At 70.7% G+C, this 22,947-nt stretch carries 19 protein-coding genes; 6 read left to right on the top strand and 13 right to left on the bottom strand.

The genetic code is table 11. The annotated features are described in order from the left end of the window. Positions 1-474: 474 nt before the first annotated feature. The 4 genes from AB0G15_RS07195 to AB0G15_RS07210 all read right to left on the bottom strand — a co-directional run bounded on the left by AB0G15_RS07195 (position 475) and on the right by AB0G15_RS07210 (position 7,621). Entirely contained in the window at positions 475-663 is a 189-nt protein-coding gene (locus AB0G15_RS07195) for a hypothetical protein (RefSeq protein WP_362836252.1), read from the bottom strand. A gap of 328 nt (positions 664-991) precedes the next feature. Further along, positions 992-3,685: a lectin gene (locus tag AB0G15_RS07200; protein ID WP_362836254.1), complete on the bottom strand. Its 2,694-nt coding sequence runs from the start codon at positions 3,683-3,685 to the stop codon at positions 992-994. A 1,320-nt stretch (positions 3,686-5,005) separates the two neighbouring features. Continuing rightward, entirely contained in the window at positions 5,006-6,430 is a 1,425-nt protein-coding gene (glnA, locus tag AB0G15_RS07205) for a type I glutamate--ammonia ligase (RefSeq protein WP_362676736.1), read from the bottom strand. 159 nt (positions 6,431-6,589) lie between these two features. Further along, positions 6,590-7,621 (bottom strand): hypothetical protein, encoded by a 1,032-nt coding sequence (locus tag AB0G15_RS07210; RefSeq protein ID WP_362836256.1) that lies wholly within the window; start codon positions 7,619-7,621, stop codon positions 6,590-6,592. Between the two features lie 127 nt (positions 7,622-7,748). On the opposite strand from AB0G15_RS07210, the gene AB0G15_RS07215 reads away from it, so the two are divergent. The 4 genes from AB0G15_RS07215 (at position 7,749) to AB0G15_RS07230 (ending at position 11,216) form a co-directional block, all read left to right on the top strand. Further along, positions 7,749-8,210 (top strand): RDD family protein, encoded by a 462-nt coding sequence (locus AB0G15_RS07215; RefSeq protein ID WP_362676732.1) that lies wholly within the window; start codon positions 7,749-7,751, stop codon positions 8,208-8,210. Between the two features lie 415 nt (positions 8,211-8,625). Next, positions 8,626-9,672, top strand: coding sequence for an RNA polymerase subunit sigma-70 (locus AB0G15_RS07220; protein WP_362836258.1), 1,047 nt, complete (start codon positions 8,626-8,628; stop codon positions 9,670-9,672). Next, complete coding sequence (locus AB0G15_RS07225) at positions 9,669-9,968, top strand: hypothetical protein (RefSeq protein ID WP_362836260.1); 300 nt, start codon at positions 9,669-9,671, stop codon at positions 9,966-9,968. Before AB0G15_RS07220 ends, AB0G15_RS07225 begins: the two co-directional genes overlap by 4 nt. 114 nt (positions 9,969-10,082) lie before the next feature. After that, the gene (locus AB0G15_RS07230; RefSeq protein WP_362836354.1) at positions 10,083-11,216 is read left to right on the top strand and encodes a serine hydrolase domain-containing protein; all 1,134 of its coding nucleotides are present in this window, start codon (positions 10,083-10,085) and stop codon (positions 11,214-11,216) included. Positions 11,217-11,271: 55 nt separating this feature from the next. Here AB0G15_RS07230 and AB0G15_RS07235 read toward each other — a convergent pair whose 3' ends face one another. The 9 genes from AB0G15_RS07235 to AB0G15_RS07275 all read right to left on the bottom strand — a co-directional run bounded on the left by AB0G15_RS07235 (position 11,272) and on the right by AB0G15_RS07275 (position 21,457). Beyond that, the gene (locus AB0G15_RS07235; RefSeq protein ID WP_362836262.1) at positions 11,272-12,066 is read right to left on the bottom strand and encodes a class I SAM-dependent methyltransferase; all 795 of its coding nucleotides are present in this window, start codon (positions 12,064-12,066) and stop codon (positions 11,272-11,274) included. Then, positions 12,066-12,746, bottom strand: a complete 681-nt coding sequence (locus AB0G15_RS07240) for a DUF4191 domain-containing protein (protein WP_362676724.1) — start codon at positions 12,744-12,746, stop codon at positions 12,066-12,068. Before AB0G15_RS07240 ends, AB0G15_RS07235 begins: the two co-directional genes overlap by 1 nt. A 320-nt stretch (positions 12,747-13,066) precedes the next feature. Continuing rightward, entirely contained in the window at positions 13,067-13,996 is a 930-nt protein-coding gene (lipA, locus tag AB0G15_RS07245) for a lipoyl synthase (RefSeq protein WP_362676722.1), read from the bottom strand. 197 nt (positions 13,997-14,193) lie between these two features. Then, positions 14,194-14,871: a lipoyl(octanoyl) transferase LipB gene (lipB, locus tag AB0G15_RS07250; RefSeq protein WP_362676720.1), complete on the bottom strand. Its 678-nt coding sequence runs from the start codon at positions 14,869-14,871 to the stop codon at positions 14,194-14,196. A 28-nt stretch (positions 14,872-14,899) separates the two neighbouring features. After that, positions 14,900-15,637 (bottom strand): peptidase E, encoded by a 738-nt coding sequence (locus tag AB0G15_RS07255; protein WP_362836264.1) that lies wholly within the window; start codon positions 15,635-15,637, stop codon positions 14,900-14,902. 49 nt (positions 15,638-15,686) lie between these two features. Next, entirely contained in the window at positions 15,687-16,583 is an 897-nt protein-coding gene (locus AB0G15_RS07260; protein WP_362836266.1) for a TIGR01777 family oxidoreductase, read from the bottom strand. Positions 16,584-16,788: 205 nt separating this feature from the next. Then, complete coding sequence (sucB, locus tag AB0G15_RS07265; protein ID WP_362836268.1) at positions 16,789-18,297, bottom strand: 2-oxoglutarate dehydrogenase, E2 component, dihydrolipoamide succinyltransferase; 1,509 nt, start codon at positions 18,295-18,297, stop codon at positions 16,789-16,791. A 37-nt stretch (positions 18,298-18,334) separates the two neighbouring features. Then, positions 18,335-19,714: a dihydrolipoyl dehydrogenase gene (gene lpdA, locus AB0G15_RS07270; protein ID WP_362676712.1), complete on the bottom strand. Its 1,380-nt coding sequence runs from the start codon at positions 19,712-19,714 to the stop codon at positions 18,335-18,337. 207 nt (positions 19,715-19,921) lie between these two features. After that, positions 19,922-21,457: a leucyl aminopeptidase gene (locus tag AB0G15_RS07275; RefSeq protein WP_362836270.1), complete on the bottom strand. Its 1,536-nt coding sequence runs from the start codon at positions 21,455-21,457 to the stop codon at positions 19,922-19,924. A gap of 102 nt (positions 21,458-21,559) precedes the next feature. Here AB0G15_RS07275 and AB0G15_RS07280 point away from each other — a divergent pair, with 102 nt between their 5' ends. Continuing rightward, on the top strand, positions 21,560-21,895 hold the full coding sequence (locus AB0G15_RS07280) for a GntR family transcriptional regulator (protein ID WP_329092738.1): 336 nt from the start codon (positions 21,560-21,562) through the stop codon (positions 21,893-21,895). Positions 21,896-21,915: 20 nt separating this feature from the next. Then, positions 21,916-22,929, top strand: coding sequence for a DUF1648 domain-containing protein (locus tag AB0G15_RS07285; protein WP_362836272.1), 1,014 nt, complete (start codon positions 21,916-21,918; stop codon positions 22,927-22,929). Positions 22,930-22,947 lie beyond the last annotated feature (18 nt).

Raw genomic sequence — 22,947 nt, forward strand, 5'->3', positions numbered from 1 at the left:
CCGGGACCGCCGGAAGGACCCGGGAACCCGGGAAGGCCCGAGAGGAGCCCGGGGAGAGCGCGCCGCCCGGAGAACCGGTCGCGTCCGGGGGTGCCGGCACGCCGCTTTCCGGCCAGGGGAGGCCTGAGATCAGCCTCCTCGTCCCGGAGCGCCGCCGCCACGTCACCTCGCCTGGTCGGTCCCTGTGGGTCATGACCAGTCTGCCCGACAAGTCGGCGATGCGCGTTGTATGCGGCTTTGGCGCGCATTGTGCGGGCTTGGTGGCAATCGCCGATCGCGGCCTTGGGGCGGTCTCAGGGCTTCGAGGCGGGAGACCGGCCCGGCACGAGCGGGACGACCGGGACGGGCGGGTGACGGGCATCGCGGCATGCGGCGACCCGCGTGCGGGGCACGCGGGTCGCGGTGGTGCTGCCGGGTACGGTGCCGGGGCGCGAGGTGGAGGCGCCGCCGGCCCGTGGCCTCGCGGGTCGGCCGTCAGTTGCCGTCCCCGTCGTCGTCCGTGCCGCCGTCGTCGTCCACGCCGGGTCCGGTCGTCGTGTTGACGACGTCGGGACCGTCGTCCCCGTCATCGTCGCCACCGCCTCCGCAACCGCCGGCCAGGCCGACGAGCGCCGCCATCGTCGCGGCGGCCAGCGCCGCCTTGCGCGTGGTCTGAGCAAGCATGCACAACCTCCAGGTGCCGGTCCTCGGCCGGACGCGTCGCCGTCCGGCACCACCCCTCTGTCCCTTCTGGCGATGATCTAACACCGGGAGGGATGCCGTGTCGGCCGCGACCCTCGCCGAGTACCGGATTTCGCGGGGGATTGCCCTGGTGTACCGGGGTTTCGGGGCGGTCGTGGTCGTCCAGCCCGGAGCGGCGCCGCGGTCCTCCCGCCACATGTCCCCGGCGTCCGGCCCTCGGACGCGACACCTTCGGACGGAGTCCCGGCCGCCGGCAGGGTGGGCCGCGGACGGTGCGCGATGACCGTCCGCGGCCCGGCAGGACCTCACGTCAGCTGCGCAGGCTCCACTGCTGGTTCGTGCCGCCGTTGCACGACCACAGAATCGTCCTCGTACCGTTGGCGGTGCCGCCGGCGTTGGCGTCCAGGCACAACCCGGACTGCACACCGGTGATGGTGCCGTTGGAGTTGAGGTTCCACTGCTGGTTGGTCTGTCCGTTGCAGTCCCAGATGATCACCTGGGTGCCGTTCGAGGTGCCCCGGTTGTAGGCGTCCAGGCACTTGTTGCCGAACACCTGCAGCTGCTTGCCGGAGGTGTAGGTGAACCGCTGGTTGGTGCCGCCGTTGCAGTCCCACAGCTGCGCCTGGGCGCCGTTGGTCGCGGCGCCGCCGGTGATGTCCACGCACCGACCCGACTGGCCGCCCACGATCGTGCCGGTCTGGCCGCTTCCGCCGCCGTTTCCTTGCCTGACGAGCGACTTCGACTCGGCCGACCGGTTCCCCTGGGCGTCCACGACGTAGAGCCGGTACTCACCGGTCGACGTCGGAACGGCGATGGAGGTCGCGGTTCCGCTCGCCCTGGTCATCGTGTTGCCCGCGGTGAAGGACGTCGTACCCGATGGGGCCAGCCAGACCGTCTTGCTCGCGTCGCCGGCGCTCCGGATGGGAATCGACGTCGTACCGGCGGCGACGAACGTGCTGGCGGGCAGGACGTAGTCCGGCAGGGAGAGATTGCTCTGGGGGATGATGTTCCGGTACGCGTCCTCGAGCCCGGAGTTCACCGCGATGCCGTAGGCCTGCGACGGCCAGACGTAGTCGGAGGACACGAGGATGTCCTGGATCGTGCTGTTCGGCAGGTTCTTGTTGGAGACCTTGTTGATGGGACCGTAGGTCTGAGTGATGCTCAGATCGTGCTTGCGCCCGAAGTCGTCGGAGTTGATGAGCCAGGTGATGTTCTTGTCCACGCTCAGGACGTTGTCGCGGAAGGTCATGTTCCCCGAGCCCTCGTCCGGGTGGAGCCCGTACTTGTGACCGGACGGGACGCCCTGCATGTAGTTGTTGGTGATCGTGGTTCCCGGCTGGTTGCCCAGCGTGTAGACGGGAGCCGTGTCACTCAGGCGCTGCACCGTGTCGATGAAGTGGTTGTGGCTGATGGTGTTGTTCTTCGCCGTGGTGGTCGGCCGGTTGGGCGCGATCGAGCCTGACGATCCGTCGAAGTTCCACCAGCCCCAGCCGAGCGTCACGCCGGACCACGGGGTCTTCTCGATGCGGTTGCGCTGGATGGACAGGCCGTCGGCGAAGTACGCCGAGATGGGGCTGTGCCCGTTGAACAGCACGGCGCTGTCGTAGATGTAGTTGTTCTTTATCGTGATGTTCTTGGGCGCCCCTTCGACCTGGGCGGGATACTTCTCGCGATTCGTCGAGGTGTGGTCCCCGATGTAGACGTGCTGGGGATGGCCCACGGCGATGGCGGATCCGGCGATGTCGTTCGTGTGGTTTCCGATCAGCTGCGTGTTCACCACGTCGTTGACCATGTTGATTCCGTCGACGCCGGTGTGCTGGATCCGGTTCCTCTCCAGGACGAGCCCGTCGGCGTTGTCGATCTGGATGATGCCGGGCGCCATGTCGACATTGCGGTAGTAATAGACGTGGAAGTTCTGCTTGGCGTACGCCTGCGCGCCGAGATTGCCCTGCTGGGCCTGCTTGAACGCCGAGCCGGCCACGTTGAACAGGTTCCAGTCGGAGTGCTGGACCGTGAGGCCGGAGAACGTGATGTTCCGGGCGCGATTGCTCGTGGAGGTGCCGGCGACCTTGAGAAGGGTGGACACGTTGTTCGGTGCGAAAACCGTGGCGGTCGCCATGTTCTCGGAAGCGGCCTTGTAGTAGTAAACCGTCCGGCTCGTCTTGTCGAAGAAGAACTCGCCCGGCGTGTCCAGGAACTCGTAGGCGTTCATCACCTTGTGGCTGCCGCCGACCTGGGCGTTCCCGTTGAAGGCGCCCTGGGCGATGGCCGCTCCCGGCTGCTGGAACTGAGCGATGCGGTTCGTGCCGTCAGAGGTGACCTGCTGGACTCCCACGATGGCCGTGGTCCAGGTCGTTCCCGTTTCTATTTCGATGTCGTCCTGATTGCCGGCGACAGCCGGAAAATCATTCAGGCTGTACTTCGCTCCCGCGCACTGCGAGCCTGATTCCCACGCCCAGGACGCCTGTCCCGCCGTGATGTTGTAGGTTCCGGTGCACCCCGCCGAGCCTATTGTTTTGGAGGCCATGTAGGCCCGCTTGTCGTTGACATAGAGCGCACGGAGCTTGTTGCTCCGATTCAGCGGGGCTTTCCAGATGTTGCCGCTGTGTTGCGTCCACCCGGTTACCTGAACGCCTCCGCTGAGGATCGGCGTCTCGTTCTGGTACGCGGCGTATATGACCCGGTAATTGTTCGTGCCGGAGTCGGCCGGCGTGAAGTCGATCGTGCTGCCGACCGGATAGTCGCCCCCGCGGAGATACACGTGGATGTCGCCGGTCATGTTGGCGTTCACCGTGCGGACGACGTCCCTCGCGCGCTGCAGGGTCCTGAACGGTGACGTGATCGTTCCAGGGTTGGCGTCGTTGCCGTCGGGGGCGACGTAGTAGGTTGCCTGGACCGCTGCCGAGGCCGGGGCACCACCCGCGAAGGCCGGCAGCAACACGGCGGCGACGAACACCGCAAGCGCTGCTAACGCCTTCCCAGTGGTGGACGAGGCTGACTTCACGCTCTGTTCCTTTCGCTGGTTCCGAGCAGAGTGTTCGCCGCGCAATCACCCCGCCGCAGCGGAACTCACCGGGGTGTGCCATCGCGCGGGCGCGGCGCCTGTCTTGCGGTTGAGGACATCGACCGGAGGGCCCTGCGCCTTTCCCGGCGGGCGAGGCAGGCCGCCCTCACGCCATGCGCGGCGATCGCCGGTGGGGCGTGGGCGTCGGCGGACCCGTCGTCGGTGAGGCCGGATGTCCTCGCCGCGGGATGAGCGGTGCCGGCCGGTCCTGCGCGCCGAGCATTCGCCGCAGGCGGCTCACGGGCTCTCCATCACTCGAAGGACGAACTCGCCGGTACCGAAGAAGCCCCGGTCGTCCGCCCTGGCGCCGCGCTGACGAGGGTCACCGCCGCCGGCGAGAGGTCTCCTCATGACACGCCCTAAGAATCCGTGGCAACGCGGCGTTACCATTTTGTAACGTATGACGTATGCCGAATGATGTCTGGGGGTAATGTCCCATTAACAGAGGTGTCTCGCAATAGTCGATGGAGTCGGGAAAAGCGCATCTTCGTTCACCCCGGCGCCGCGACGCCGGGTGATCCTCCGCGACATGGCGGGCTTCCCGCGGGTCGCGATGGGACCTCGCCGGTCATGCGTAGGTGCGACCCGGCGGCTCGTGGGCCCGATCTGCCAGGCCAAAGCCGGTGTCTTTGTCGCAGCACCGGTTGCCGGCGGCCCGGCGCGGTCCTCCACGCGGTGCCCGCGGCACATCGGATCCCCGCTGGATCAGCTCGCGTTCCGGGCGGTTCGAGGGAGGAGGCCGCTTACCTCGGCAGCGGTGAATCGCGTTCGCCGATGTAAGTTTCATCGGCGAACGCGATCGCATTCGCCGGTTCGCTCAGTTGGAGTCGCCGGCTTTCGTGAAGTCGTTTCAGTTGACTTAAGTGCCTCTGTCCTTTTCGGGAAAGGTCGGCATGGCAAGGAGACATCCCGGCCCGCGGTATCGGCACCCGCCGGTGGACGGGAGCGGGGAAGAGGGCTCTCACGCCCTGCGGCATCGCCTCGCGAGCGTGCTCCTGGCGGAGAGGTGGACATTCGCGGCCTCGCCGGGTCCCTCGGCCGCGAGGATCCCGGGTCCACGCCGCCGGCCGCGAGGATCCCGGGCTCACGCCGCGGATCCGCACGCCCTCCGTGCCGCCGGGGGAGGGACGCATGCGAAAGGCCGTCGAGCGTGCCCTCAACGGAGGGACGGCCGACGGCCTTTCGCGGGATGCCTGAGTGTCCTGGACGTGCCCTGACGGGTTAACCGTCAGCGTTTTTCCAGGTCAGAAGCTCGATAACTCAGACGTCGTAGTAGAGCTCGAACTCGTGCGGGTGCGGGCGCAGGCGGATCGGGTCGATCTCGTTCTCGCGCTTGTAGGCGATCCAGGTCTCGATCAGGTCCGGCGTGAACACGCCGCCCTCCAGCAGGTACTCGTGGTCGGCCTCCAGGGCCGCGAGCACGTCCGAGAGCGATCCCGGGACCTGCGGGATGTTGCGGGCCTCCTCGGGGGGAAGCTCGTAGAGGTCCTTGTCGACCGGCTCGACCGGCTCGATCTTGTTGCGGATGCCGTCGATGCCCGCCATGAGCTGGGCGGCGAAGGCGAAGTACGGGTTGCAGGAGGGGTCGGGGACCCGGAACTCGATGCGCTTGGCCTTCGGGTTGGAGCCCGTGATCGGGATGCGGATGCACGCCGAGCGGTTGCGCTGGGAGTAGACCAGGTTGACCGGGGCCTCGTAGCCGGGCACCAGGCGGTGGTAGGAGTTGACCGTCGGGTTGGTGAACGCCAGCAGCGACGGGGCGTGCTTGAGCAGGCCGCCGATGTAGTAGCGGGCGGTGTCGGACAGGCCCGCGTAGCCGACCTCGTCGTAGAAGAGCGGCTCGCCGTCCTTCCAGAGCGACTGGTGGCAGTGCATGCCGGAGCCGTTGTCACCGAAGATCGGCTTGGGCATGAAGGTGACCGTGTGGCCGTGCTCCAGGGCCGTGCTCTTGACGATGTACTTGTACAGCATCAGGGTGTCGGCGGACTTGAGCAGCGTGTTGAACCGGAAGTCGATCTCGGCCTGACCGGCCGTGCCCACCTCGTGGTGCTGCATCTCGACGTCGATCCCGGCGTCGATGAGCTTGCGGACCATCTCCGAGCGCAGGTCGGTGAAGTGGTCCATCGGCGGGACCGGGAAGTAGCCGCCCTTGAAGCGCGGCTTGTACCCGAGGTTGCCGCCGTCCTGGGCCTTGCCGCTGTTCCAGGCACCCTCGATCGAGTCGATGTGGTAGTAGCTCGAGTGGGCGTTGGTCTCGAACCGCACGTCGTCGAAGATGTAGAACTCGGCCTCGGGGCCGAAGTAGACCGTGTCGGCGATGCCGGTGCCCTTGAGGTACTCCTCCGCCTTGCGGGCGACGTTGCGCGGGTCGCGGCTGTAGGCCTCACCCGTCAGCGGGTCGTGCACGAAGAAGTTGATGTTGAGCGTCTTGTGCTGCCTGAACGGGTCGAGCACGGCCGTGGACGGGTCGGGCAGCAGCAGCATGTCCGACTCGTGGATGGCCTGGAACCCGCGGATCGACGAGCCGTCGAACATCAGGCCGTCGGTGAAGACGCCGGCCCCGAAATTCTCCGAGGGGAACGTGAAATGGTGCGTCGTCCCCGGCAGGTCGGTGAACCTGACGTCAACGAACTGCACCCCTTCGTCCTTGATGAACTTCAGGACGTCGTCGGCGGAGTTGAACACGCGAACCTCCCATGGGACGGGCTAACAGCCCGAAAGTATGCCTGCGCCGTTACCGTCCCGTGTCTCGTTTGTTTCACCCGTGTTAAGCGAACATCGCCTCCACGGTAGTCCTCAAGTCCGCTCTGGGCGGGTATGAGAGGCCTTTCCTTTACTCGAGTTTCACGTCCCCGACGTCAGCGTCCCGCAGCTTCCCGGAGGCATGTCGACCTCGGCGCGGGAGTAGGGATCCACGGCGGGACCGGTCGCCTTCACGTCGGTCTGCGAGTCCGGATAGAAGGGGCGGACGAAGCCGTCGTCGATGTCGCACCGCGCGGAGGCCACACCCCCGCGGTTCCAGTCGCCCACCCAGAAGCGCAGCCGGTCACCGTCCCGCCACGCCTGCACGACGCCGACGCTGTGGGCGACGAGTCTCGTCACGGTGTCCGGGCGGCCCGGCCGCCGGACCGCGTACACGAACAGGTAGTTGACCTTGACCCGGACGCCCCTGAGACCGTTCTCCCGGAAGGCCGACAGCCGGGTCTCGCCGTCCACCTTGACGGTCCGGGTGACGAGTTCGGCGCTCCCCGGCGCCAGGCTCGTCACCCACTGGCGGCTGTGATACGCCCCCTTCCTGCCCGGACTTTTGAGCCCCTTGACGAACGGCGTGCGCTGCTCCGGGTCCAGCAGGCGGATCAGTTTCTCCGGCCTGCCGCCCATCAGTACCTTCTCGTCCAGGTGCGAGGCCACCAGAAGGCTCCTCGCGTGCCGCATGGCGGCGGACACCTCCTTGCGGCTCAGCCCGCCCACCGCCCTGGCGGGCGGCATGACCAGTCCCTTGGCGCCGTCGGCGTACCCCTGGGCGGGCGAGCCGTCGAAGGGGGAGGGCTTCCCCGATTCCGCGCGCGCCGTCTCGGCGGGCTCGCTCGTTCCAGCCGTCTCGGCGGTCCCTCCGGCCGCAAGGCCCGGGAGCCGCCCGGAGACGGCCGTGCGGACCTGGTCGACGACATCCGGCCGGTAGGCGACGAACCCCCCGGCCGCCGCCACCAGGACCGCCACGGCGATCGCCGCGTTCCGCAGCCTCCGGCGCCGCCGGAGGCGGGGATGCCGCGCCCGCTCCTGGACGGCGGCCTTGTTCATCCGCCGGCGTTCCCGCTCGTCGATCTGAGCCGTGAGCGCTCTGAAACGCTCGTCGATGTCGTCGATGTCGGACACGGGGGTTCTCCGGGGGATCTCGGGGGATGCCGACACACATGATCCACGGCTTTCGCGTGATACCGGTAGCCGGTAGGGGATGCGGGCGGATGCGAGGGCGGCGTCCCGGGCGGCTACCGTTGGGGGCATGAGCAGCAAGCAGCCGCGTTGGACGCAGACCTGGCTCGGCGGCGTCAGGTCCGCCGGAGTCGATCTCGGCTATCCCGGGGAGCGGCTCGGGCTGCCCAGGGAGGGCAGCGGCTCGGTGGCCGGCTTCGGCCGCAGGATCGGCGCCATCGTGATCGACTGGCTGATCTGCACCTGGGCCATCACCCAGGGACTCCTGCGGATCGACCCTGCCGGGGCACCCTGGGTGCCGGTCCTGGTCCTCGCCGCCGAATACCTCCTGCTGGTGGGCACCATGGGGATGACCTTCGGGATGCGCCTGCTCGGCGTCCGGGTCGCCGCGCTCGGCGGCGGCGCCCCCGGCTTCGTCGCCGTGCTGGTACGGACCTTCCTGCTCTGCCTGGCCGTGCCCGCCCTCGTCTGGGACCGCGACCAGCGCGGCCTGCACGACCGCGCGGCGAACACCGTGGTCGTACGCCTCTGAGCCGGCCCGCACCCGGCTTCCCGCTCCCACCCCCGGCCGTTCGCTCCGCGCCCGCACCCGGATCCCCGCTCGCACCCCCGGTGTCCGCTCCGCGCCCGTTGTCGCGGCCGCGCTCCCCCGGTTCGTGCTCCGCGTCCGTGATCGCGGCCGCGCTCTCCTCGCCCGTGCTCGCGCTCGTGATCGCGTCCGCACTACCCTCGCCCCGTGCCCGTGCCCGTGCCCGTGCCCGAGCTCGCCCCGCGCTCGCCCCGTGCCCGTTACGGTTCCCGGACCGCCGCCCGTCTCCGGGCCCGTGCCGGGTCCCGCGGTCCGGGCGGGACGGAACCGGGGCCGGCACCGATTCCTTTCCCGGCCGGTGGCCGTCATACCGGGGGCGGCCGCGCCGGGCGGGACGCCGCAGGGGAGGTATGAGGTCGTGACCAGGGACGAGACAGGCCGGGAACCGATGGAGGACGGCGAGGTCCTGGCCGCCGCGCTGGCGGGTGACGAGCCGGCGTTCGGCGCGCTCGCGGAGAGGTACCGGCGGGAGTTGCGGGTGCACTGCTACCGGATGCTCGGCTCGTTCGAGGAGTCGGAGGACATGGTGCAGGAGACGTTCCTGCGCGCCTGGCGCAAGCGGGAGAGCTTCCAGGGGCGTTCGACGTTCCGGGCCTGGCTGTACCGGATCGCGACCAACGCGTGCCTGGACCTCCTCGACCGCCACCCGCGCCGCCCGCGCCCGCGGGAGGCGCCGGTGCTGGCCACTCCCGGCGTGCCGTCGCCGTCGCCGACCGAGGTCTTCTGGCTGCGCCCCTACCCGGACCGGCTCCTGGAGCCGGTCGCGCCCGCCGGCGCCGAGCCGGACGCCGCCGTGGTCGCCAAGGAGACGATCGAACTGGCGTTCATGGCCGCCATCCAGCATCTGCCTCCCCGGCAGCGGGTGGTGCTGATCCTGCGCGACGTCCTCGGCTGGTCGGCGCAGGAGACCGCCGCGCTGCTGGAGGTGAGCGTCGTCTCGGTGAAGAGCACCCTGCAGCGGGCACGGTCGACGATGCGGGAGAACCTGCCGGCGCGACGGCTGGACTGGGCGCCGTCCTCGGATCCGACCGGTGAGGAGCGCGCGGTGCTGCAGCGCTACATCGACGCCGTCGAGCAGGCCGACCCCGCCATCCTGGCCGGGGTGCTGCGCGCGGACGCGTGGCAGTCGATGCCGCCGGCGCCGATCTGGATCCTGGGAGGGCCGGCGATCGTCGACGCGTGGCGTCCGGCGATGATCGGCCCCGAGGCGTGGGGCGACTGGCGGGTCCTGCCCACCCGCGCCAACCGGCAGCCCGCGGCGGCGGCGTACGTCAAACGTGCCGGCGAGTCCGAGTACCACGGCTCGTGGCTCGGTGTCCTGCGGGTCGAGGACGGGCTGGTCACCCAGATCACGACCTTCGGCGCCGAGCTCTTCCCGGCTTTCGATCTTCCCCAGACGCTGTGACGGGTGCCGGTGAGAACCCGGCGCCCTCGCCTCCCGAACGGTTCGGGCCGTCGTTCGACGTGCGGAGGGTCGTGGTCGAGCCCGGCGGCTCGCGCGTCCACGACGAGGCCGAGTGGCGGGGGGCGATCGTCCTGCTGGAGCGCGGGCGTATCGAGCTGGTCTGCTCCGACGGCGATCACCGGGCCTTCCGGCGCGGCGACGTGCTGTGGCTGGACGGGCTGCCGGTGCGGGCGCTGCGCAACCCGGGGCGGGAGCCCGCCGTCCTGCTCGCGATCTCCCGGCGATCCTCGCGCTGATGTCCCGTTCCCGAGATCCGGGCCGATTTCCCGTCCCCGGACCGATTCCTTTCCCGGAGTCGGGCCGTCATACGGGTCACACACCTCATCACGAAGGGGAAGACCGTGAACGATATGCAGAAGCGGGTCCAGGAGGCGGCCGACAGGCTGGTGGAGTCCGGTGCCGAGCGGGGCCTGCAGGTCGCCGCGTACCGGCACGGCGAGCAGGTGGTCGACGTCGTCGCGGGCGTCGCCGATCCGGCCACCGGGCGTCTCGTCACGCCGGACATGCCGTTCTGGAGCGCCTCGACCGGCAAGGGCGTCACCTCGACCGTGGCGCACGTGCTCGTGGAGCGGGGCGTTCTCGGCTACGACACGCCGATCGCCGAGCTGTGGCCGGAGTTCGGCGCCCACGGCAAGGAGCGCGCGACCGTGCGGCACGCCCTGACCCACTCGACGGGCGTGCCCGGCGTACCGGTGGACACCACCCCGCAGGACCTGTGCGACTGGGAGGGGATGTGCGCGGCGATCGCCGATGCCAGGCCCTGGTGGGAGCCGGGCACCAGGAGCGGCTACCACCCCCAGTCGTTCGGCTACATCGTCGGTGAGATCGTCCGCCGGGCCACCGGCACGCCGATCTCCCAGGTCCTGCGGGAGGAGGTCGCCGGGCCGCTGGGGGTGGCGGACGAGCTGTTCTTCGGCGTGCCCGAGTCCGAGCTGGGCAGGCTGGCCCGCCTGGAGGACGCGCCGAGCGACTTCGAGATGCCCGAGGGGATGTCCGCGGAGACGATGTTCGCGGACATCCCGTTCTTCAAGGTCGTGGACGGCTACACGGCCGCGCCGATGGCGGCGATGCCCGACGCCGCCTTCGGCAACCGCGCCGACGTGCTGACCTCCGACATCCCGGCGGGCGGCACCATGTCCGCCCGCGCCGTGGCCCGCATGTACGCCGCCCTGCTGGGCGAGGTCGACGGCGTCCGGCTCGTCTCGCCGGAACGGCTTCGCGAGATCACCGCTGTGGAGTTCACCGGCGTGGACGAGGTCACCGCCTTCCCGGCCACCAGGTCCCTCGGGTACGCCCTCGGTGCCACCGGGGCTCTCGACAGCCTCACCCTGTTCGGGATGGCGGGCAGCGGCGGGTCGGCCGCGTACGCCGACACGGCCACCGGGATCGCGGTCGCCGTGACCAAGAACCTCGTCTCCGCCGGGGATTTCGCCACCTTCGAGGCCCTCGGCGGGCTCGTCGTGAACGCCGGCGGCGACCGCTAGGGCGCGTCCGGCGTGAGCGGTCCACCCCGCCGGGTCACCCGGCGGGGCTGCGCGCCTACCGCGCGCAGGTGAAGATCGCGGTGCCGGGCAGGTGGCGGCCGCGCAGCGGGCTCCAGCCGCCCCACTCGCGGTCGTGGCCGGGCGGCCACTCGGGCTCGGTCAGCCCCCGCAGCACCAGCCCCGACGCGGTGATGAGGCCGACCCAGTCGGCCATCGTGCGGTGGTGCTCGACGTAGGACGGCCGCCCGTCCTCGCCGATCTCCACGTACGCGGAACGGTCGAAGTAGGAGCGGTCGGAGGTCAGCCCGGCGGGGCCCGGGTCGTCGGGGAAGGCCCAGCGGACCGGGTGGCTCACCGAGAAGACCAGCAGGCCCCCCGGGCGCAGCACCCGGTGGATCTCGGCCAGGACGGCCCCGGCGTCGGCCACGAACGGCAGCGCGCCGTAGGCCGAGCAGGCCAGGTCGAACGTCTGGTCGCCGAAGGGCAGCGCCTCCGCGTCCGCCTGGACCACCGGCAGCGCGGACCCGGCCTCCAGGTCGATCCGGCCGGAGTGCTGGAGCTGCCGGAAGGACAGGTCGAAGGCGGCCACCCTGGCGCCCTGCCCGGCCAGCCAGCGCCCGCACTGCCCGGCACCGCAGCCGATCTCCAGCACGTCCCTGCCCGCGACGTCGCCCAGCAGGCGGGCGTCGGCCTCGTCCAGGCCCTCGGGACCCCAGACGAACCCGGCGTCGCGCAGGAACTCCCCGTGCTCCGCCTGGTACTCGTCGGCGGCGCCGTCCCACCAGCCGCGGTTGGCCCGGGAGGTGGCCGCGGCGTCCACCCGGTGGCGGCCCACCCCGGCGAGGCTCATCAGCGCATCTTCGGGCGCGGCATCTTCGCGCCGCGCGGCAGCGGGCCCTTGGGCATCGGCAGCGTCTGCGGGAGGGCCTTCAGCCGGTTGTTGATCTCGTACAGGGCGGGCTTCTTGAGGTTGCGGGGCAGCTTCATCAGATGCCGCTGCAGCTTGGCCAGCGGGATCTGCCCGTCGCCGTCGCCGGACTGGATGTCGTAGACGGGGACGTCCAGCGCGACCCGCTGGACGCGCTTCTTCTCGGCGACCAGCATCTTCTGCACGCGGCTGCCCGGCCCCTCGGAGACCAGGATGATGCCGGGGTAGCCGACCACGCGGTGCACGATGTCCTGGTCGCGGGTGACGGCGACGGCGGGGGTGACCTCCCAGTTGCCGCGCATGCCCTGCAGGATCGCGGCGGCGGCGCCGATCTGCCCGTGCAACATGGAGTACTGGGCCCTCTGGGCGAGCTGGCCGAACACCACCAGCCCGACGGTCAGGGCCAGCATGATCCCGATGAAGAGGAGATACCAGAACCAGCCCGTGACCAGGCCGATCACCACGCACAGCGCGAGCGTGCCCAGCGCCGAGGCGTAGACGATCGGCATCCCCTTGGGGTTTGCCTCCTTGATGATCTTCGCGATCATGCGGAGCTGCTTGATGCGCCCCGGGCGCTCTGAGTCTTCGGGCTTCTTGGCCATGTTCTGAAGGATACAAATCCAGGGCTCAAGAAGTGAAAACGTGACCTGCCGGGTGCCGGGTGCCGGGTGCCGGGTCCGGCGCGGGGCCGCCGGGTGCCCGTGACCGTACGCGTTCGCCGGCGGCCCCGCCGCGTCCTTTCCCGGGTGGAGGCGGCCATGCGGACGGGAGCCGAGGGCGGAGAACCGGGAGGGCCCCTTCCCGGGTGGAGACGGCCATGCGGACCGGCCGCGAAGGAGGGGGGCCGAGGGCGGAAAACCGGAAGGACCCCGCTCGGGAGCGGGGTCCTTCCGGTTTCACGCGGGGCTCGGGGAGCCGGGGCTCAGGCGTGCTGGCGAGCCTCGACGGCCTGCTTGTACAGGCGGCCCGCCCGGTAGGAGGAGCGGACCAGCGGCCCGGAGAGGACTCCGGCGAAACCGATGGCCTCCGCCTCCTTCTGCAGCTCCACGAACTCCTCGGGCTTCACCCAGCGCTCGACGGGGTGGTGGCGCGGGGTGGGCCGCAGGTACTGGGTCACGGTGAGCAGGTCGCACCCGGCCTCGTGCAGGTCGCGCATGGCCTGGATGATCTCCTCGCGCTCCTCGCCCATGCCGAGGATCAGGTTGGACTTGGTCACCAGACCGGCCTGGCGGGCCTTGGTGATCACTCCCAGGGACCGGTCGTAGCGGAACGCGGGCCGGATGCGCTTGAAGATCCGCGGCACGGTCTCGATGTTGTGCGCGAACACCTCGGGCCTGGAGGAGAACACCTCCTCCAGCTGGGCCTGGTCGCCGTTGAAGTCGGGCACCAGCAGCTCGACACCGCACCCGGGCAGGAGCGCGTGGATCTGCCGCGCGGTCTCGGCGTACAGCCACGCGCCGCCGTCGGGCAGGTCGTCGCGGGCGACACCGGTCACGGTCGCGTAGTTGAGCCCCATCTGCCGCACCGAGTCGGCCACGCGGCGCGGCTCGTCGGTGTCGTACGCCTTGGGCTTGCCGGTGTCGATCTGGCAGAAGTCACACCGCCGGGTGCACTGGTCGCCGCCGATGAGGAAGGTGGCCTCGCGGTCCTCCCAGCACTCGGAGATGTTGGGACACCCGGCCTCCTGGCAGACCGTGTGCAGCCCTTCGCGTTTGACCAGCGCCCGGAGCTCGGTATGGTTCGGGCCCGCCCTGAACTTGGTCTTGATCCAGTCGGGCTTCTTCTCGATGGGGGTCTCGGCGTTGCGGACCTCGAGGCGGAGGAGCTTCCGCCCTTCGGGGGCGACGGTCATGCGAGCTCCTTCGTCGGTCGAGGGACCGAGGTGGTGCACATCGAGGTGCGGTAAATATCGTCACGCTCGCTCACCTCACCAGCTTATGTCCCGCCGCGGGTTGCGGCGGACCCGGGTCGCGGCGGGTGAGGGGGCGGGGAGAACGGTCCCGAAGACGGTGCCGGACCCCGGACGCGCTCCGCAGGCCGGTGCCGGGGTCAGCGCCGGAACAGGTCTTCCTCGGGCAGCTCGAAGGCCTGCGCGCCGAGCGCCTCCGCCAGGTGCTTCTCGGCGTACGGCAGGACCTCGTCGACCACGATCCGGCGGCCGGTCTCGGCCGACAGCGAGGAGACCCCGGCGTCGCTGATGCCACACGGGACGATCCGGTTGTACCAGCTCGGGTCGTTGGAGCAGTTGAGCGCGAACCCGTGCATCGTGACGCCGCCCGAGACCCGGATGCCGATCGCGCCGACCTTGCGGTCCGGCAGGCCGTGCGAGGGGTCTCCGGCCACCCAGACGCCGCCGCGCCCCTCCACCCGGCCCGCCTGGACCCCGAAGTCGGCGCAGACGTGCACCAGGGTCTCCTCCAGGAGCCTCACGTAGGCGTTCACGTCGAGCGGGCCGCCGAGCCGCACGATCGGGTAGCCGACCAACTGGCCGGGGCCGTGCCAGGTGATCCGGCCACCCCGGTCGACCTCGACGACAGGGGTGCCGTCGGAGGGCCTCTCGTGCGGCGCGGTGCGCCTGCCCGCCGTGTAGACCGGCGCGTGTTCGAGCATCAGGCAGGTGTCGGGGATCTCCTCGGCCACCCGGCGCGCGTGGATGCGCCGCTGAAGATCCCATGCCTGCTCGTAGGGGAAGTCAACGCCAAGACGGACGATTGCCAGGTCACTCACGCCTCAAGAGTAGTTGACCCGTTCGTGGTTAAGACGTGAGAAGCCGAGGCTCGATGCGGAACTCCTTCGCCCCGCCCGCCCCGTCGTGCTCGACCTTGTAGGCGTAGGCGTCCGGGTGCACGCTGACGGCCTGGATGAACTCGGTGCCCACGTAGTGCAGGGCGACGCCCTCGTCGGCGGCGTAACCCTGGGGCAACTCGCCCGAGGCCACCGCCTCGTGCAGCAGTTGCCGGCGCTGCGGGTCGGAGTCGTAGTGGACGCCGCAGGAGTAGGGGAGCATGCCCAGGCCGTCGGACCACACCCGCAGCGTCGGCCCGAAGGAGTCGGTGTTGCCGCCCACGTGCCAGCAGAGCGCCCCGGCGCTCTGGCCCGCCAGCACCACGCCCGCCCGCCACGCCTCCTCGAAGATCTCGTCGAGGCCGTGCAGCCGCCACAGGACCGCCAGGTTGGCCACGCTGCCGCCGCTGACGTAGATGATGTCCTGGCTGAGCGCCCACTCGCGCGGGTCCTCGACGTTGGTCATCGGGAACACGGTCAGGTGGCTGACCTCGACGTCCCACGCGCCGAAGGCGCCGTACATCTTCAGCAGCCACTCCGCGTCGTCGCCGGTGGCGGTGGCGAGCAGGCCCAGGCGGGGCCGGTCCTGGCCGGTGAGGTCGAGGGCGTACCTGAGCAGCGGGCTCGCCTCCATGATCCCCTGACGCGTGGACGCGCGGAACGAGCCGCCTCCGATCGCGAGGATGTGCGACTGCCCGGGGCTGCCCATGTCTGTCTCCCAAGTGATCTCATCGGCCAGAACGCCGAAAACAGGGATTTTAGAGTACGGCGGCCAGTGCCTCGTCGAGACGCGTATGCCGGAACGCGTAACCGCTGTCGAGCAGGCGCCGCGGGAGCACCCGCTGGCCGGTCAGCACCCCCTCCTCGGCGAACTCCCCGAGGACCGTGCGCAGCACGAAGCCCGGCACGGGCAGCGGCATCGTGGGCCGGTGCAGCGCCGCTCCGAGCGCCTTGGTGAACTCGGCGTTGGTGACCGGCTCGGGGGCCGTCAGATTCACCGGGCCCGAGATTTCAGGATTTTTCAGGATGTGTTGTACGGCGAGCATCCAGTCGTCGATGGAGATCCACGACCAGTACTGCCGCCCCGACCCCAGCGGGGCGCCCAGCCCGACCTTGAAGAGGGGGAGGATCTGCGACAGCATGCCACCCCGCCCGCTCAGCACCAGGCCGGTACGGAGCGTCACCACCCGGATGCCCGCCTCCTCGGCGGGCGCCGTCTCCGCCTCCCACGGCACCACCACGTCCTGTGCGAGGAACCCGGCACCGGCGGGCGCCGTCTCGTCCACCGCCACGTCCCCGGTGTCGCCGTAGAAGCCGATCGCCGAGCCGGACAGCAGCACCGCGGGCTTCGCCGCCAGACCCGCGAGCGCGCCCGCCAGGGTCCTGGTCCCCTCGACCCGGCTGGCGACCACCTCGCGCTTGTGGTCCTCGCTCCAGCGCCGGTCGCCGATGCCCGCGCCGGCGAGATGGATCACCGCCTCCGCTCCCTCCAAGGCCTCCCGGTCGACGACCCCCTTCGCCGGGTTCCAGAAGGCCTCGTCGTCGCCCTTCGGCACCCGCCTGACCAAACGGACCACCCTGGCGCCGTCGTCCCGCAGAGCCTTGACCAGAGCCGATCCCAGCAGGCCCGAGGACCCGGTCACTGTGATCTTCATGTCTCCCAATGTAATCGACCTCCCCCGGATCTTCGGAAACCGGGCGCCCACCGGATTCGCGTCACCGCCACGGGCTCTCGGAGGGCCACCGGGCCCCCGCGACCCCTGAGGACCGGCGGGACGCGGGAAGCCGCCCGCGCCCGGGGAGAACGAGCCGGGCCGGCCCGCGACATCGCGGACCGGCCCGGTGGGAGAGAACGGGTGACTAGCCGTTCAGGCCCAGCTGGTTCTCGAAACGGCCCTCCTCGAGACGACGCTTGATCGTCGTCAGGAAGCGGGCGGCGTCGGCGCCGTCGACCAGGCGGTGGTCGTAGCTGAGCGCCAGGTACATCATCGAGCGGACGGCGATGACCTCGCCCTCGGGGGTGTCCAGGACCACCGGGCGCTTGACGACGGCGCCGGTGCCCAGCATGCCGACCTGCGGCTGGTTGAGGATCGGCGTGTCGAACAGCGCGCCGCGGCTGCCGGTGTTGGTCAGCGTGAACGTGCCGCCGCCCAGCTCGTCCGGGCTCACCTTGTTGGTGCGGGTGCGCTCGGCGAGGTCGGCGATCTTACGGGCCAGCCCGGCGATGTTGAGGTCGCCCGCGTCCTTGATCACCGGGACGATCAGGCCGCGCTCGGTGTCCGTCGCGAAGGCCAGGTGCTCGGCGTCGAAGTACGTGACCTCGTTGGTCTCGCTGTTGATCGTGGCGTTCAGCTTCGGGTGCTGCTTGAGCGCCTCGATCGTGGCGAGGGCGAAGAACGGCGTGAACGAGAGCTTGACGCCCTCGCGCCGCAGGAACTCGCCCTTCGCCTGCTCGCGCAGCCGCGCGATCTTGGTGACGTCGACCTCGACCACGCTGGTGAGCTGGGCCGAGACCTGCAGCGACTCGACCATGCGCTTGGCGATGGTCTGGCGCAGCCGCGACATCTTCTCGGTGCGCCCGCGCAGCGTGGTGTCCACCACGACCGGCTCGGGGGCCTGCGGGGCGGACGCCTGGGCCGGGGCCTGGGCGGCGGCCTGCGGAGCCTGGGCCTGGGGGGCCTGGGCCGCGGCGGCACGCTCGCGCTGGTCGCGGGCGGCCTCCAGCACGTCCTGCTTGCGGATGCGCCCGCCGACGCCGGTGCCGGTCAGCGAGTCGAGGTCGACGCCGTGCTCGCCGGCGAGCTTGCGCACCAGCGGGGTGACGTACGGGCTGTCGCCCGACGGCTGCGCGACGGGCTCGGACGCCGCGATCGGGGACGGCGGCGCGGCCTGGGAGGACTGGACGGTCTGCGGAGCCTGGGCCTGGGGAGCCTGCTGCGGGGCCGGAGCCTGCTGCGCCTGCGCCGGAGCCTGCGGGGCGGGAGCCTGCTGCGCGGGCGCCGGGGCCTGCGGGGCGGGCTGCGGGATCGAGGAGGCCGGCTGCGCCTGCTGCTGCGGAGCGGGCTCGGGCTCGGGCTCCGGCTCCGGCTCGGGGGCCTTCTCCTGCGCCGGGGCGGCGGCGCCCTCGGTGCCGTTCTCGTCGATGACGGCGAGCTCGGCGCCGACCTCGACGGTCTCGTCCTCGGCCACCACGATCTTCGTGAGGATGCCCGCCGCCGGGGAGGGGATCTCGGTGTCGACCTTGTCGGTGGAGACTTCGAGAAGCGGCTCGTCGGCCTCGACGCGCTCGCCCTCCTTCTTCAGCCAACGGGTGACGGTGCCCTCCGTGACGCTCTCACCGAGCTGGGGCATCTGTACGGACTTCGGCATGGGTTGTCTTCTCTCGCGTTCCGAGTGAGGGCTTGCGTTAGTTGTGGACGTGGAGCGGCTTGCCGGCCAGCGCCAGCATCGCCTCACCGACGGCCTCGGACTGGGTGGGGTGCGCGTGGATGAGCTGCGCGACCTCGGAGGGCAGGGCCTCCCAGTTGTAGATCAGCTGACCCTCGGTCACCAGCTCGCCGATGCGGCGGCCGACCATGTGCACACCGAGCACCGGGCCGTCCTTCGCCGCGATGATCTTGACGGCGCCCTGCGTCTGCAGGATCTGGCTCTTGGGGTTGCCCGCGAGGTCGTAGGTCAGCTCGACGACCTCGTGGCCGCGCTCCCTGGCCTGGGCGGAGGTGATGCCCACCGAGGCGACCTCGGGGTCGGAGTAGGTGATCCTGGGCACGCCGTCGTAGTCGATCGGCACCGGGTTCAGGCCGGCGATGTGCTCGGCCACCAGGATGCCCTCGGCGAAGCCCGCGTGCGCGAGCTGCAGGGTCGGGATGAGGTCGCCGACCGCGTACACGTTCGGCACGCTGGTCTGGCAGAACTCGTTCACCGTGACGGTGCCGCGCTCGATCGCGATGCCCGCCTCCTCGAAGCCCATGCCCGCGGAGACCGCGCCGCGGCCGACCGCGACGAGCAGCAGCTCGGCGTCGAGGGTCTTGCCGTTGGCCAGGCTGACGACCACGCCGGTGTCGGTGGTCTTGACGCCCTCGAAGAAGACGCCCAGCTCCTGCTTGATGCCGCGGCGGCGGAAGGAGCGCTCCAGCAGCTTGGAGCTGGACTCCTCCTCCAGGGGCAGCAGGTGCGGCAGGGCCTCGACGATCGTCACCTCGGCGCCGAAGGAACGCCAGACGCTGGCGAACTCCACGCCGATGACGCCGCCGCCCAGGACGACCACCGAGGTGGGCACCCGGTCGAGCTTGAGCGCGTGCTCGCTGGTGATGACCCGCTCGCCGTCGATCTCCAGGCCCGGCAGGGACCTGGGCGCGGAGCCGGTGGCCAGCACGATGTTGCGGCCCTCGTAGACCTCGGAGCCCACCGACACCCGGTTCGGGCCCGCGAGACGGCCCTCACCCTCGATGATCGTGATGCCCTTGCTCTTGAGAAGGCCCTGCACGCCCTTCCAGGCGCGAGTGACGATCTTGTCCTTGAACGCGTGGACCGCGGGCACGTCGATGCCCTCGAAGCGGGCCTTGACGCCGTAGGTCGCGCTCTCCCGCGTCTCGTCGGCGACCTCCGCGGAGTGCAGAAGCGCCTTGGTGGGAATGCACCCGCGGTGCAGGCACGTACCGCCGATCTTGTCCTTCTCGATCAGCGCGACCGTCTTGCCCAGCTCGGCCGCCCGCAGAGCGCAGGCATACCCACCGCTACCGCCACCTAGGACGACGATGTCGTAGGGGCCGCTGCCATCAGCCACAGGAAAGCTCCTTGTCGGATCGGAATACCGTCTTCACGGTCGCGCCCCTCGTCGTGCCCTGGACGGCCGCGCGGATCCTCGATCGCATCCACGCCGCCACCGGACCCGGCTCGGCGCCGTGCCGGTGCCCGCCCTTGGCCTGACCCCGGCAACCGCATCTTTTCATTTGTCTGGGTTACTTGTGACCCGCTTGCGCGGCGGTGAGGGTTACCGCGCCGGCTCGCCCGCGTGGCGCTCGGCGAGGCCGACGAGCGTCCGGGTGATCGCCCCGGTGCCGCCCTTCGGCGTGTAGCCGTGGGCCTCGCCCTTGTTGAAGGCGGGACCAGCCATGTCGATGTGTGCCCAACGGACCCCGTCCGGTACGAATTCCCGCAGGAAGATGGCCGCCGTCAGCATCCCGCCGAAACGCTCGGGGTGCAGGTTGGCGATGTCGGCCACCGGGGAGTCGAGGCCCTTGCGGAGCTCGTCGGGCAGGGGCATCGGCCACGCGGCCTCGCCCTGCTCGCCGGCCGTGGCGACGATCTCCGCGCGGAGGTCGTCGTCGTTGCCCATCACGCCCGCCGTCCGCCAGCCGAGCGCGACGATCTGCGCGCCGGTGAGCGTGGCGACGTCGACGATCACGTCGGGGTCGTCCTGCCCGGCGCGGGCGATGCCGTCGATCAGGACCAGGCGGCCCTCGGCGTCGGTGTCGAGCACCTCGACGGTCTTGCCCGCGAAGCTGGTGAACACGTCGGAGGGGCGCTGCGCGGTGCCGCTCGGCATGTTCTCCGCCAGGCAGAGGTAGCCGACCGCGTTGACCTTCAGGCCCAGTCTGGCGATCGCCAGGAGCGCGCCGAAGACCGCGCCGGCGCCACCCATGTCCGACTTCATCCAGTCCATCGAGGCCGTCGGCTTGAGCGACAGGCCGCCGGAGTCGAAGGTGATGCCCTTGCCGACGTACGCGAGCTTCTTGGTGGCCTCGGGGTGGCTGTAGGAGAGGCGGACCAGCCGGGGCGGGTTGGCCGACCCCTGGCCGACGGCGACGATGCCGCCGTAGCCGCCCTCCTTGAGCGCCTTCTCGTCCAGGACCTCCACCGACAGGCCGGCCTCGGTGCCCACCTGCTCGGCGATCTCGGCGAAGCGGGCCGGCCACAGGTCCGACGGCGGGGTGTTGACCAGGTCGCGGACCAGCGAGACCGACTCGGCCAGCGTGGTGGCGCGCTCGATCGCGGCCTGGGCGCCCTCGGCGTCGCTCAGCACGGCCAGCTCGGACACCGGGGAGCTCTGCTCTCCCACGGTGCGGTACCTGGTGAACGAGTAGGCGCCGAGAAGGCCGCCCAGGGCGGCGGCGCCGGCGTGCTCCGCGCTCGCGGCGGGCAGGGCGAGCGCCACCCGGCCGGTGCCGGCCAGGGCGCGGACCGCGGTGCCCGCGGCGCGGCGCAGGACCTCGGCGTCGTAGCCGCCGGCGGGTGCGTCGCCGAGGCCGACGACGACCAGCAGGGGCGCGGTCAGCGCGCCGAAGGTGGGGATCTTGGAGATCTCGCCCTGCTTACCCTTGGCGCCCACGCTCTCGAGCGTGGCGGCGAGTCTGCCGCCGAGCGCCTGGTCGAGGCCTTCGGCCCCGGGAGCGGGGAGCAGACCGTCCGGTCCGGTGTGGACGCCGACGACCAGCGCGTCGGTATCGAACGAGACAGCGTTGTCAGTTGGGGTAAGCCGCACAGTGGTCACATAGGCCGATGCTAGTCGGGCTGGCGCAGTACGCATAAACGAGGGTTCGTCCTACGAATCGCATCGCCCGATAGTGCTATTCGCAGTGGCACCATTCGAGGGTTTGGTGCTAATGTCGATAGCACTATGTTGCTTACCTTGGATCTGAACGATCCCCGGCCGCTGCACGAGCAGGTCGCCGAGGCGATCAGACGTGCCGTCGCCGAGGGTTCGTACGCTCCGGGAGACCGGCTCCCGCCGGCTCGCGATCTGGCCGCCGCGCTGGGCATCAACGCCAACACGGTGTTGCGCGCCCTGCGGGACCTGCGCGACGAGGGGGTGCTGGAGTTCCGCCGGGGCCGTGGCGTGAGCGTGCTCAGCCGCCCGAACCCGCGCAGTGTCATCGAGGAGAAGCTGCGGGCCCTGCTCGACGAGGCGGTCCAGTACGGCTACCGCCACGACGACGTCATCGAGCTCATCAGGGAACTGTCGTGACCGGGCCGGGAGCCCGGTCCATGGAAGGGGTGACCGACGTGGGCCTCCAAGCCCGATTCCTGTCCATCGCCGCCGGCTGGGTCACGCTGGTGACCACCGTGATGATCGCCGCGCCGCTGGCGCTGCGAGACCGGCTGCCCGATCCGATCGCCACGCACTGGGGCACGTCCGGCGCCCCTGACAACTCGATGCCGTTCATCGCCTCGCTGGTGTTCCAGGTGGGCCTGTGGGCGCTGCTGGCGGGCGGGGCACTGGTGTTCGCGCTCGCCAACACCACACTGCTCAGGCGCAAGGCGAACCGCATGGGGCTCGGCGCCCTGCTGGGCGGTCTCGGCCTGTTCCTCCTGGGGCTGCAGGTGGTCACGCTGAAGGCCAACCTCGACGCCTCCGACTGGAGTCAGGCCGCCGAGCTGGGGTGGGACGCGCTGCTCGCGGTCGCGGGGCTGGTGCTGGGCGGCTGGCTCGGCGCCCTCGTCGCCCGCCCGGGGCCCGACGACCGCCCCGAGCCCTCCGCCGTCCCCACCCGGCGGATCCCGCTCCGCCCCGGCCAGCGCGCGGTGTGGGTCTCCTCGGTGAGCAGCGTCGCGCTCGTCGCGCTCGGCGGCTCCCTCCTGGCCGCGGGCCTGGGGCTCGCCGTGCTCGCCCTGATCGGCGGCGAGGGCGCGCTGTGGCTCCCGGCGGTGATCATGTCTCTCGTGGGCCTGCTGGGGGCGACCTTCAGTTCGGTGCGGGTGCAGATCACCGAGGAGGGTGTCGTGCTCTTCTTCGGGCCGTTCCGCCTGCCCCGCAGGCACATCGCGATCGAGCGGGTGGAGCGGGCGTGGACGGAGGAGCGGTTCCCGACCGGCGTCGGAGGCTGGGGCGTCAGGGGGCTGCCGGGGGCCATGACGATCATGATCCGCGGCGGGGAGTGCCTCGTGCTGGGCTACGTCTCCGGTGGCCGCCTCGCCGTCTCGATCGATGACGCGGAGAAGGGCGCCGCCCTGCTGAACACCCTCGTGGACCGGGCCTCCACCGGCCCGTCCGCCCGCTGACCCCGTCCCCGCCCGTCC

It is taken from the genome of Streptosporangium sp. NPDC023825, assembly GCF_040639575.1.
GTDB lineage: Bacteria > Actinomycetota > Actinomycetes > Streptosporangiales > Streptosporangiaceae > Streptosporangium.